Annotated in this window: 9 protein-coding genes; 6 read left to right on the top strand and 3 right to left on the bottom strand. The window is 73.6% G+C overall.

Annotated elements, in window-relative coordinates:
• Window positions 1–10 precede the first annotated feature (10 nt).
• Complete coding sequence (gene sucC / locus ACZ7LE_RS04895; protein ID WP_470402196.1) at window positions 11–1,180, bottom strand: ADP-forming succinate--CoA ligase subunit beta; 1,170 nt, start codon at window positions 1,178–1,180, stop codon at window positions 11–13.
• 296 nt (window positions 1,181–1,476) lie between these two features.
• Between sucC and ACZ7LE_RS04890 the strand changes: the two genes are divergently transcribed.
• The 6 genes from ACZ7LE_RS04890 to ACZ7LE_RS04865 all read left to right on the top strand — a co-directional run bounded on the left by ACZ7LE_RS04890 (window position 1,477) and on the right by ACZ7LE_RS04865 (window position 8,507).
• On the top strand, window positions 1,477–1,686 hold the full coding sequence (locus ACZ7LE_RS04890) for a helix-turn-helix domain-containing protein (RefSeq protein ID WP_020016262.1): 210 nt from the start codon (window positions 1,477–1,479) through the stop codon (window positions 1,684–1,686).
• A complete protein-coding gene (locus ACZ7LE_RS04885; RefSeq protein ID WP_470402195.1) occupies window positions 1,686–2,228 on the top strand; it encodes a Clp protease N-terminal domain-containing protein in 543 nt (180 codons plus the stop codon). The genes ACZ7LE_RS04890 and ACZ7LE_RS04885 overlap by 1 nt, the downstream gene beginning before the upstream one ends.
• 171 nt (window positions 2,229–2,399) lie before the next feature.
• Complete coding sequence (locus ACZ7LE_RS04880) at window positions 2,400–6,185, top strand: S8 family peptidase (RefSeq protein WP_470402194.1); 3,786 nt, start codon at window positions 2,400–2,402, stop codon at window positions 6,183–6,185.
• 143 nt (window positions 6,186–6,328) lie between these two features.
• Complete coding sequence (locus tag ACZ7LE_RS04875; RefSeq protein WP_470402193.1) at window positions 6,329–7,153, top strand: hypothetical protein; 825 nt, start codon at window positions 6,329–6,331, stop codon at window positions 7,151–7,153.
• Window positions 7,150–7,770 (top strand): hypothetical protein, encoded by a 621-nt coding sequence (locus tag ACZ7LE_RS04870; RefSeq protein ID WP_470402192.1) that lies wholly within the window; start codon window positions 7,150–7,152, stop codon window positions 7,768–7,770. The genes ACZ7LE_RS04875 and ACZ7LE_RS04870 overlap by 4 nt, the downstream gene beginning before the upstream one ends.
• Complete coding sequence (locus tag ACZ7LE_RS04865) at window positions 7,767–8,507, top strand: hypothetical protein (RefSeq protein WP_470402191.1); 741 nt, start codon at window positions 7,767–7,769, stop codon at window positions 8,505–8,507. The genes ACZ7LE_RS04870 and ACZ7LE_RS04865 overlap by 4 nt, the downstream gene beginning before the upstream one ends.
• Here ACZ7LE_RS04865 and ACZ7LE_RS04860 read toward each other — a convergent pair.
• Both ACZ7LE_RS04860 and ACZ7LE_RS04855 read right to left on the bottom strand, forming a co-directional pair.
• Window positions 8,488–9,825 carry a hypothetical protein gene (locus ACZ7LE_RS04860; protein WP_470402190.1) on the bottom strand — a complete coding sequence of 446 codons (1,338 nt, stop codon included), beginning with the start codon at window positions 9,823–9,825 and terminating at the stop codon, window positions 8,488–8,490. The two genes, ACZ7LE_RS04865 and ACZ7LE_RS04860, sit on opposite strands and share 20 nt — an antisense overlap.
• Before the next feature lie 88 nt (window positions 9,826–9,913).
• Window positions 9,914–11,929 carry an acyltransferase family protein gene (locus tag ACZ7LE_RS04855; protein WP_470402189.1) on the bottom strand — a complete coding sequence of 672 codons (2,016 nt, stop codon included), beginning with the start codon at window positions 11,927–11,929 and terminating at the stop codon, window positions 9,914–9,916.
• Window positions 11,930–12,000: the final 71 nt, after the last annotated feature.

Below are 12,000 nucleotides of genomic sequence, written 5' to 3'. Positions count from 1 at the left end.
CAGCGGGCGATCAGGCGGCGGCAGCCTTGGCGGCGGCGAGGTCGGCGCCACCGTCCATGGTGTCGGCGAGGGTGACGAGCGGGTGGTTGCGCTCGTTCAGGATCTGGCGGCCCAGCTCGACGTTGTTGCCGTCGAGGCGGACGACCAGCGGCTTGGAGGCCTCGTCGCCGAGGATGTCGAGCGCGCCCACGATGCCGTTGGCGACCTCGTCGCAGGCGGTGATGCCGCCGAAGACGTTCACGAACACCGACTTGACCTGCTCGTCGTTCAGGATCACGTCGAGGCCGTTCGCCATGACCTGCGCGTTGGCACCGCCGCCGATGTCGAGGAAGTTGGCGGGCTTGACGCCGCCGTGCTTCTCGCCGGCGTAGGCGACGACGTCGAGGGTGGACATGACCAGGCCCGCGCCGTTGCCGATGATGCCGACCTCGCCGTCGAGCTTGACGTAGTTGAGGTCGTTCTCCTTGGCCTTCGCCTCCAGCGGGTCGGCCGCGGCGGAGTCCTCGAGCTCGGCGTGGTCCGCGTGGCGGAAGCCGGCGTTCTCGTCGAGCGTGACCTTGCCGTCGAGGGCGACGATCTCGCCGTCCTCCGTCTTGACCAGCGGGTTCACCTCGACCAGCGTGGCGTCCTCGGCCTTGAACACGGTCCACAGGCCCTGGATGACCTCGGCGACCTTGCCCTTGATGTCGTCGGCGAAGCCGGCGGCGTCCACGATCTCGGCGGCCTTAGCCTCGTCGATGCCGACGGCCGGGTCGACGGCGATGCGCGCGAGCGCCTCGGGCCGCTCGACGGCGAGCTGCTCGATCTCCATGCCGCCCTCGACGGAGCACATGGCGAGGTAGTTGCGGTTGGACCGGTCCAGGAGCACGGAGAAGTAGAACTCCTCGGCGATCTTGGCGCCCTGGGCGATCATCACGCGGTGCACCGTGTGGCCCTTGATGTCCATGCCGAGGATCTCGCCGGCCTTCTCGGCCGCCTCCGCGGGCGAGTGAGCCAGCTTGACGCCGCCCGCCTTGCCGCGGCCACCGGTCTTGACCTGGGCCTTCACGACGACGGTTCCGCCGCCCAGCTTCTCGGCGCCCTCGCGAGCCTCTTCGACGGTGGTCGCGACGACCCCGCCCAGCACGGGCACGCCGTGCTTCTCGAAGATGTCGCGCGCCTGGTATTCGAACAGGTCCACCCTGCTGCGTCCTTCCATCGGGATGCGGCCCTCGGACGTCGTAGGCGCCCGGAGCCCGGCTGAGGCGATGTCTCGACGTCAAGACATCCCCGTACAGGGTAGCCCTGGATCGCTTGTGGTTCCGAACGAAGCGGCGGTTTTCCGCGGCTCATCGGCGCAGTTGTCGCACATGTGGCGCATCTCTCGGGAACGACGTGTCAGACGCACGGATCACCGGAGGGATCTGTCCGTCTGACACCGAGAGGGGGTGTCAACCAGGGTTGACAGATCCGATCGCTGTCAACCATAGTTGACACATGACCCAGCAAGCACTCGCCGCATCCGCCGCCGGGGACGATCCCGCCGAGGGGCTGCGCGCCGTGAAGGCCATGCGCGAGCTGGCCGACCGTCTCGAGACGCTCCAGGTGGAGCGTGCGCGGCGCCTCGGCTGGTCGTGGCAGGAGATCGCCGACGCCCTCGGCGTCACCCGGCAGGCCGTGCACAAGAAGCACAACAGGAGGATCTGATGTTCGAGAGGTTCACGAAGGACGCCCGCTCCGCCGTCGTCGACGCCCAGCAGGTCGCCCGCGACGCGCACAGCGACCAGATCGACAGCCGCCACCTGCTCGTCGCCCTCGCCGAGAGCGCCGGCCCGGCCCGCAGCGCCCTGGCGGACGGCGGGGTGGACACCGCCGCCTTGGTCGAGAGCGCCCGGGCCCGGATCGAGGCGGGCGACGCGCTCGACCCGGCCGCGCTGGCCGCCGTCGGCATCGACCTGGACGAGGTGACGCGGCGCACCGAGGCCACCTTCGGCGAGGGGGCACTGGCCCGCGCCGGGCGCACCCTGCGCGGGCGGCGCAAGCACATCCCGTTCACCCCGGACGCCAAGAAGTCGCTGGAGCTCGCGCTCCGCGAGGCGATCCGCCTGGGCTCCAAGGAGATCCACGGCGGGCACCTCCTGCTCGGTCTCACGCGGGGAGAGTCCCCCGCCCGCACGCTCCTGGCTGACGCCGGCACGGACCTCGACCGGGTCCGGCACCTCGCGGAGGGCTCGGGCCGGGCGGCGTAGCCGCGACGTCGACAGCACGCCCCGCGTCCCCTTCCGGGGCGCGGGGCGTGGCCGTTACCTGCCATCTGTCCGGAGTTGGCCAGGAAATGGCGATGCCGTTACACGGGGGAAACCCAGCGCCCCGCGTCCGGGGGTTAGGAAATGGGCACACCACTGTCGAAAGGGACACCTGTGTTCACCATCTCCACCCGCGCCGGGGCGTTCGTCGCCGCCGGCGTGGCCGCGGCCCTGGCCGTCGGGTCCGCGACGGCGTCCGCCGCGGCCCCCGCGAGCCCCGCCGGCCCGGTCCCACCGGGCGGCACCGCCGCCGTGCTCCCGCCATCGGCGGCGGGAGCGCGCAGCGTCACCCTGATTACCGGTGACACGGTCACCATCACCACGGCGGCGGACGGCACGAGCGTCACCAACGTCACCGGCCCCGGCGGGACGACGTCGTCCTTCCACCGCACCGAGCGCGACGGCAGCACGTTCGTCTACCCGGACGCCGCCCTGCCCTACGTGACGGCCGGCACCCTCGACGACCGTCTGTTCGACGTCACGCAGCTCCTTGCGAACGGCTACGACGACGCGAGCACGGACACGCTGCCGCTGATCGTCCGCTACACGGACGGCGCGGCCCGGTCGCGCGGCACCACGCCGCTCGACGGGTCCGACGTCGTGCGCGCGCTGCCCAGCGTGGACGGCGCCGCCGTGACGCAGGACCGCGACGAGGCCGCTGCCTTCTGGGCCGACCTGACGGCGGGCTCGGCGACGGCCCGAGCTCGCGACGCCGCCCGCACCACCGACGGCGCCCCCGCGTTCGCCGGCGGCATCGAGAAGATCTGGCTCGACGGCCCGGTCACCGCCGACCTCGCCGAGTCGACCGCCCAGATCGGCGCGCCCGACGTCTGGGCCGACGGCAACACGGGCGAGGGCGTGGACGTCGCCGTGCTCGACACGGGCATCGACACGACGCACCCCGACCTGGCGGACCAGGTCGCCGAGGCGGCCAACTTCGTCGAGACCGAGGACTACGTCGAGGACTACCAGGGGCACGGCACGCACGTCGCCTCGACGATCGCCGGCACCGGCGCGGCCTCCGACGGGCTGGAGCGGGGCGTCGCCCCCGGCGCGCGGCTGCACGTCGGCCGGGTGCTCGACAGCAACGGCCGCGGCATGGAGTCGTGGATCATCGCGGGCATGGAGTGGGCCGCGCGCGACCAGGACGCCCGCATCGTCAGCATGAGCCTCGGCGGCGACCCCGCCGGGGCCGACGACCCGATGGCGACCGCCCTGGACGAGCTCACCGCCGAGACGGGCGCGCTGTTCGTGACCGCCGCAGGCAACGGCGGCCCGCGCACCATCAGCTCGCCCGCCCTGGCGGACTCGGCCCTCGCCGTGGGCGCCGTCGACGCGACCGACACCCTGGCCGACTTCTCCAGCACCGGCCCTGCGGTCGACGGCGGGGTCAAGCCGGAGATCACCGCGCCCGGCGTCGACGTGCTCGCGGCCCGCTCGCAGCTCGTGCGCGGTTCCGGGATGTACACGACGATGAGCGGCACCTCGATGGCGACCCCGCACGTGGCGGGCACCGCGGCGCTCGTCGCGGCGGCCCACCCCGACTGGACGGCGGAGCAGATCAAGGAGGCGATCGTCAGCACGGCCGTGCCGACCCCCGCCTACACCCCCTACGAGGCCGGCAGTGGCCGCCTCGACGCGCCCGCGGCCGTGGCCGCGACGGTGTTCGGCACCGCGAGCGCCGGCTTCGGCTTCCACGCGTTCGGCGACGGCACGGACGAGCCGGCGTCGAAGCCGATCACGTACACGAACCTGGGTGACACCCCGGTCGACCTGCACCTCGCGGTCGACGGTGCGGTCCCGGCGGGCTTCCTCACGCTGTCGGACGACACGGTGACGGTGCCCGCGCAGGGCACGGCGTCGGTGGACCTCACCGCCGACCTCTCGCTGCTGCCGGCGGAGGTCGACCTGAGCGCCACGGTCGTGGCGACGGACGACGCCGGGGCCGTGCGGGCCCGCACCCTGACGGGCGCGACCCGCGAGGGGCAGCGCCAGAAGCTGACGCTCACGGTGACCGGCGACGACGGTCGCCCCGCGGTGGGCAAGGTGCTGGTGACGTCGGACGAGATCTTCGCCGGGGCGGACCTGGACGAGAACGGCACGGCCGTGCTGCGGATGCCCGTGGGCAGCTACAGCGGCTGGCTGTCGGTCGACGTGGAGGGCGCGAATGGGCCGGGCTCGCTCGGCACGGCGCTGCTGAGCTTCGTGGACGTGGACCTGAGCCAGGACCGGTCGGTCGTGCTGGACGCCCGCAAGGCGGTCCAGGTGCAGGCCGAGGTGCCGCAGGACACGGACCCGGCGTCGATGCGCCTGGACGTGATCCGGCAGTTCCCGAACGGTGGCTACACGGCGAGCTCCATGTTCCCGCCGGGCGAGTACGACAGCCTGTGGGCGCTGCCCACGGGGAAGAAGGTCACCGAGGGCCTGTTCGAGTTCGGAGCGCAGTTCCGTCTGGAGCAGCCGGCCCTCACGGTGGAGAAGGGCCGCGGCGGGTTCGACGGCCTGGACGACCTGCGGGTCAAGCGGGGTGCGACGCCGCTGCCGGCGGGGAAGCGCACGCTGCGGGTGGTCGAGGCCGAGGGCCTGTCGGACCTGTCCGACCTGGCACGGCACGGGAGCGGGCACGGCCTGAAGGACACCGCCGTCGTCGTGCCTGCCGCCGACACCGACGAGATCGCGGCGCTGGCGCAGGCCGCGGCCGACGCCGGGGCGCGGCTGCTGCTCGTGGTGCACGACGGCGCCGGGCGGCTGGCGCCGTGGGACGAGTCGCCGTGGATCCCGGGCGAGCCCGCGCCGCTCACGGTCGCGACCCTCACGTCCGGGCAGGGCGCGGAGCTGCTGCGGTCGCTGGACCGGCACCGGCCGGAGGTCACGGTCCGGTCCGAGCCGACGACGAAGTACGCCTACGACGTGGTGCACCACTGGACGGGCGCCGTGCCGGCCCGGCCCACGTGGACCTCGGCCACGGCTGACCTGGCGCGGGTGGACATGTCGTTCCGCAACTACCGCCAGGGTCCCGCGATGGAGGCCCGGTTCGACGTCTGGCACGGCTGGACGGCGGGCAACCAGCTCGTCGCGACCGCGCAGGGCGAGCGGACGGACTGGGTCGCTGCCGGTGTGCCGTGGACGCAGAGCGCGTTCCTCCCGGGCGAGATGGGGCAGTCGAACGTCGACGTGCTGGAGTACAAGGCCCGCACGACCAGCGACGTGACGTGGTTCGGGCCGGTGCTGCGCCCGCGCATGTCGGCGCTGGGCTCCCAGCCGATCCGCTACCTGGACCAGATGTACGTGCCGGTGCCGGGCTGGGGCGACTCCGGCAGCGGGCACGTGGGCACCACGGGCGGCGGCAACTTCGACGTCCGCAACCGGGCAACGCTCTACCAGGGCGACACGGAGCTCCTGTGGGGCAACGCCGAGTTCCTGCCCGTAGGCGGCGGGCTGCCCGCCGAGCGGCTGCCGTACCGCGTGGTGGCCGACAACGACCGCGCCGACTGGGCGGGGCCGTACTCGACGCACACGCACACCGAGTGGGACTTCACGTCGGAGGCGAGCGGGCCGGACGCCGTCGAGCCGCTGCCGCTGATCCAGCTCGACTACGGCGTGGACACCGACCTGGCGGGACGGGCGTCGCGCACGGCCCGGCTGACGGTGACGCCGTCGCACCTGCCCGGGATCGACGCCCGGGTCGGGCGGCCCGCGGTCGAGGTGTCGTACGACGACGGGGCGACCTGGAAGCGGCTCGACCTGACGCGGGACCGGCAGTCGCACGGTCCGGACGCCTGGTCGGCCCGGCTGTCGGCGCCGCGGGGCGCGCAGTTCGCGACCCTGCGGACGGCCGTCGAGGACAGTGACGGCAACACGGTGTCGCAGACGCTGACGAGGGCGTTCGGCCTGCGCTGACGCCGCCGTCGGTCGAGCTTGTGCCATCGCTGGTCGAGCTTGTCGAGACCCAGGTCTCGACAAGCTCGACCAGCGGGCGGCCGTTCGAGAGCCCGTGGACTTTCGCCCGGTTGATCCGGGATGCACCGCTACGATCGTGCGCCATGAAGCATGCCCGCAACGGCGGCCCCGACATCGCGTTCCGGGTCGGCCGCCGCGTCGTCTCGGCCGTCGCCGACGACATGTCGACGATGCAGCGCGTCGGCGCCGGCGTCGTCGCCGCGCTCGTGGCCGTCTCCCCGTTCGGGGCGTGGAACAAGGTCGAGGCGCAGGCCGACCCGATCGTGGCGGGAACGGCGATCGAGGTGGGCCCGTTCGACGTCACGGTGCTGCGGGCCGTGATGGCCGACGAGCTCGGCTACCTCGCGCCCGCGCCGGGGAACCACATGCTCGCCGTGGTGGCGGACGTCGTGAACACCAGCGACGTGCCCGAGCTGAGCGCGACGCTCGGCAGCGCCGTCCCCGCCCCCGAAGGCGTCGGCATCGTGGCGGCGGATCCGTTCGCCGGGCTCGACACGGACCTGGACACCGACCCGGGCACGGGCACCAAACCCGGGGCCGACGGCGCCGCCGCAACCTCCACGGACCCGGCGGCCGAACCGAGCGCCGAACCGAGCGCCGACCCGTCCGCCGGCAGCGACGAGGCCGAGGAGCCCGAGCTGCCGTCCGCGAACATCCTGAACGTCAACGACGCGACCAGCACCCGCATCCTCAACCCCGGCGTCACCTACCAGATCGCCCTGATCTGGGAGCAGAGCGGTGAGTGGACGGACACGGAGATCCCGCTCCGGGTGCTGGAGCTGTCCTGGATCGACGAGAGCCGGCTGAGCCTGGACAACGGGTACTGGCTGCCCACGGACGTCGCCTTCGAGGGTCCGATCCGGGTCAAGGACAACCGGGGCATGAGCACCGAGGAGGATCAGGCGTGAGGCACGGACGGCGCCGGATCACGTGGCAGGGCTCGGCCCTGGTCGTCGGCGGGGTGGTCGCGGGCTGCGCGCTCGTCACCGCCGTGCCGCAGGAGACCGTCGTGGAGACGCCGTTCCTCGTGGAGGGCGCGGTCGGCGAGACGCTCGACCTGACCTACGCGGACCTCACGGTGACCGACGTGCGGGTCGCCGACACGCTGGAGAGCTTCTCGGAGACGGCCCTGGCGAACGGGACGTTCGTGGTGGTCGACGTGACCTGGCGGGCCACCCAGGGCGCGACCGCCTTCACGGGCGCCGAGATCACCGACGCCGACGGCCGCCGGTTCTGGCCCACCGACCAGGCCGAGTGCTCGATCTCGGCCAACGCCCAGCCGGGGTACGCGTGGCGCGTCACCTACTGCTTCGACGTGCCGCAGGACGCGCTCGCGGGGGCGACGGTGCGGCTCGCGCGCGGCGGTCAGACCGAGGACTACGCCGAGCAGCGGCGGGACGCCGCCGGCGTCGTCGACCTGGGTATCTCGACCCAGCAGGCGAAGGAGCTGTGGGCGGCCACCGACACGGTGCAGACGGAGGCGCCGGGCTACGCCACGGCGAGTGCGGGAGGGAGTGCGGGATGACGACGCTGGTGACCCCGGCGGTGCCGGGGCCGGGTTCGTCCGAGGGCCCCGGTCAGGGCGCGTACCCGAACGGTGCGCCGAGCCTGCGGCCGGGCCTGCTGCCCGGTTCCGTGCCGCCCGACGTCCCGCGGGCAGGGCGGCCCCGGGGCTGGTGGCGGCGCAACGCCGTCTGGCTGGTGCTGCTGCCGCTCGCGCTCGCGGTGGCCACGGGGGCGTCGTCGTTCCGGGTGTGGGCCTACTGGTGGCCGGACGGCCTGCACTACGAGTCCCAGCGGGTCGCGGTGGGCGAGACGGCGCACCTGGAGAACGAGTACTTCGACATGGGGTTCGAGGTGCCGGAGCGCGCGGACACCTGGGTGGTGCGCGAGATCGACGCGACGGTGACCGGCGTGGAGCAGGTGGACGAGCTGCCCGAGCCGGCCTACGGCCTGCCGGTGGCGATCCCCGAGGGCTCGGTCGCGTACGAGGTGCGGGTGCACTTCGCGGCCGAGCCGCAGACCGACCTGTCGCTGTGCCAGATCGCCCTCGTTGCCGACGACGGCACGCGGTACGGCGAGTCGACGCCGGACCTGCTCGGCAACAACAAGCCGTGCGCCACCCCCGACGCCGAGGGCTTCGTCAGCGAGCAGCCCGAGTGGGACGCCAGCTCGTTCATGCTGGTGGACCCCGACGCGACGATCACGGAGGCCCGGCTGTCGCTCGGGGGTCCGGACTACGTCACGGTCGAGCTGCCGTAGCGGGGACCGGGGCCGGGACCGCGCGGTTCCCGGCCACGGGGGTGGCGTCGTCGTCGAGCTCGCGGACCGCGAGCCCGCGCTCGACCAGCACCTCGACCGTCGCCGCGATGAGCGCGGCGGCGAGCGCCAGGGAGACCACGAGCCCCGCGGCCGCCTCGAACGGGCTGAACGCGAGCCAGGCGTTGGTCTCGACGGGTCCGGTGACGGCCCGCACGAGCCAGCCGACGGCGTGCGGGGCCCGCATGACCACGAGGTAGCCGAGGCAGAAGACCAGCATGGGGCCGAGGCCGCCGTGCACGATCATCTTCAGCCCGTTCCAGAGGGCGGAGAAACGGGCGCGCAGGTCCTCGGTGAGCGACTCCAGGAGCGACCGCAACCCGGCGGGGATCCAGGTCATACGGTCGAGCCAGTGGTGCTCGCTCGACGGCGGCTCCATGAGCTTGTGCCCCAGCACCACGGCGCCGATGGCGAGCCAGGCCAGGGGCGCGACGAGGACGACGTCGAGCGACTCGAGGACGGTGACGAAGCCGTCGGCCACGAAGGCCGCGGCGTCGTTGCCGGCCTCCCCCACGCTCTCCTGGGCCGCGCCGACGGTGCCGACGGCCGCCGCCACGAGCTCCCGGTCGGCAGCGATCTGCCACAGCCCCAGCTCGATGGACTCGACCTGCTTGGCGACCTGGCTGGTCCAGTAGATCTCGAGGCAGCCGCCGAGCACCGCGATGCCGAGGAACTGGAGCTTGCCCTCGAGCCGGCCGAGCAGCCAGCGCAGCACGAAGGCCCCGGCCACGATCGCGACGACGGTCCAGCCGGACCAGACGCCGAGGCGGGACATGAAGTCGACGCCCTCCGCGCTGAACAGGTCGTTGAACAGCTCGTCGGCGGCCGCCTCGTTGGTGAACCTCATCTGGTCGGCGTCCATGAGGCCCTCGACCTCGTAGACCACCAGGAACGGCACCAGCACGGACAGCGCGATGTCGATGAGGCGCCGCTCGCGGCGCTCCGACGGCATCATCGGGGCCCGGCGGGTGGGCAGCATGCCGGGGATCGCCGCCTGCGCGGCGCGCTCCTGGCGGCCGAGGTCGGCGCCGCCCAGGCTCGGCAGGCTGTGCCGGCACACCCACAGCATCCCGACCACCGGCACGAGGTACCCGAGCGGGCTCAGGATCAGCAGGAGTTGCGCCACGAACGAGTTCCACTGGCTCAGCTCGACCGCGCCCCACATCGCGCCGTTCCGGACGCCGACGCCGAGCAGGCCGAGCGTCAGGAGCGCGGGCCAGTGCGCCACGAACAGGCGACCCGCGGAGACCAGGATCCTCATGGCGACACATAGTGGCCTAAAGCGGGCACGATGCGCCAAGTCGTGTCATTCCGGCGCACCCCTGCGTCACTCCGGCGTCATTCCAGCGTCACTCCAGCGCCGCGAACGACTCCTCGACCAGGTCGGTGTAGGCCTCGACGCCGTCCAGGTTCGGGTGCGTGGCGTCGGCGTGCAGCAGGCCGGGGTGCTCGTCGACCAGCGTGTGCCAGTCGGCGACCGCGACGTTCTCGCGGCCCGCGGCGACCTGGTCGAGGGTCTTGTTCGCGTCCGGGACCCAGTAGCTGATCCCGACGCTGTTGACGAGCACCACACGGCGGTCGGGACCGATCATGTCGAGCACGTGCCGCGCGGCGTCGGCCGAGCCCTCGAGCTGGAAGCCCGCGTTGGTGCCGAAGTTCAGCAGCACCGTCTGGCGCAGGCGGCCCTCGCGCTTCGCCGTGCGGATCATCCGCTCGGCGTCGAGCCAGTCCGTGCTCACCACGCCCTCGACCTGGGCCCGCGGGTAGCGCGCGAGGATCGCGGGCGCGGCTGCCGCCAGCACGGAGTCGCCGAAGGCGGAGACCTGGGCGCCCTGCCGTGCCCCGAAGGGCAGGCGGTCCGGCGCCGCCCCGCCGGCGCGCGACGCCGGGGCGGGCGCGCCCGCGCCGTCGGCCGCAGGGGTGGCCGCGCCCCGCCCGGCGGCGGCCTGCGCCGCCGCGGCCTGCCCTGCCGCGGCCTGGACCCCGGCGGCGATGGCGAGCTCGGTCGCCGTCCGGCCGGGGGCCGACGTGACCGCCGCGCCCGTCCCGACCAGGGCGAGCACCGCGACCACCACGGCGGCCTTCGGCACGACGGCGGCGGTGCGCACCGCGCCGAGCAGTGCCCGGAACGCGCCCCGGAAGCCGAGCCGCCGCACCGGCGTCTCCACCCACCGGTACGACGCCGCCGCGAGCACGATGGTCAGCGCCACGGTGAGGCCGGTGCCGACGCCCCACCACACGGTCCCGGGTTGCGCCCCGACCGCGGCCGTGACGATGCAGGCGACCGGCCAGTGCCACAGGTAGATCCCGTACGACCGCTCCCCCACCCACCGCAGCGCCGGCGCCTCCAGCGCCGCGGTGAACCACGTGGGCTCGGCGCGGGCCGCGCCGCACGCCTGCACCAGGACGAGAGCGAGCAGCGAGGCGGCCAGCAGCCCGAGCGGGTAGGTGAGCGGCGAGTCGCTGCGCAGCAGCAGGAACAGGGCGACCAGCCCGGCCAGCGCGAGCGGCGGCAGAACGCGGGCCCGCGCGCCCCACAGCGCCGGGCCGGCCTTGGCCCAGCGCAACGTCACCGCCGCCCCCAGGAGCAGGCCGAACGCGTGGGTGTCGGTGCCGTAGTAGACGCGGGTGGGGTCGACGCCGGTCCCGTACGCGGGCATGAGCAGGAGCGCCATGGCCGCCGCCGACACGAGCGCGCCCGCGACCACGACCCGCACCCGCCAGGCGGCCGAGCGCACGGTGATCAGCAGGAGCACGAGCAGCACCGGCCAGGCCAGGTAGAACTGCTCCTCGATGGCCAGCGACCACAGGATGCGCAGCAGCTCCGGCTGGGACTCGTCGAAGTAGTCGGTGCCCGCGGCGATCTCCACCCAGTTGGTGCTGAACGTCACCGCGCCCAGGAGCTGGCGCCCGATGCCGACCGTGAGGTCCGGCTCCACCAGCCGCGCCACCGGGATGCTCGTGACCAGCACCAGCGCGAGGGTGGGCAGCAGCCGGCGGGCCCGGCGCACCCAGAACCGGGGCAGCCGGATCCAGCTCGTGCCCGCAACCTCGCGCAGCAGCAGCGTGGTGATGAGAAACCCGCTGACCACGAAGAAGACGTCCACGCCCAGGAACCCGCCCGGCACCCACGCGGGCGCCAGGTGGAACGCGACGACGGCGACCACGGCGACGGCCCGCAGCCCGTCGAGGCCGGGGATCCGAGGGCCGTGCGCCGCCGTCGGACCCGCTCCGGGCTCCCGGAGCGCGGCCGGGCCGGCCGGGTGGGCCGGGTCGGCCGAGGTGGCCGGGTGGGCCGCCGGGGCTGCGGGGACTGCGCCGGTCCCGGCGACCAGACCGGGCCGGGCGTCGTCGGTCAGGACCATGAGCGGACGGTACCGAACCTCCGCGGACCGAAAAAGTCCGGAATGTGAAGACCGCTCCGCCGGCAGTCCCC

This window comes from Promicromonospora sp. NPDC110617 (assembly GCF_055598465.1).
This window is presented reverse-complemented; position numbering and strand designations above follow the sequence as displayed.

Coding starts and splice junctions, on each gene's coding strand:
- ACZ7LE_RS04890 (WP_020016262.1), top strand. CDS start 1,477: ATGACCCAGCAAGCACTCGCCGCATCCGCCGCCGGGGACGATCCCGCC.
- ACZ7LE_RS04885 (WP_470402195.1), top strand. CDS start 1,686: ATGTTCGAGAGGTTCACGAAGGACGCCCGCTCCGCCGTCGTCGACGCC.
- ACZ7LE_RS04875 (WP_470402193.1), top strand. CDS start 6,329: ATGAAGCATGCCCGCAACGGCGGCCCCGACATCGCGTTCCGGGTCGGC.
- ACZ7LE_RS04865 (WP_470402191.1), top strand. CDS start 7,767: ATGACGACGCTGGTGACCCCGGCGGTGCCGGGGCCGGGTTCGTCCGAG.
- ACZ7LE_RS04860 (WP_470402190.1), bottom strand. CDS start 9,825: ATGAGGATCCTGGTCTCCGCGGGTCGCCTGTTCGTGGCGCACTGGCCC.
- ACZ7LE_RS04855 (WP_470402189.1), bottom strand. CDS start 11,929: ATGGTCCTGACCGACGACGCCCGGCCCGGTCTGGTCGCCGGGACCGGC.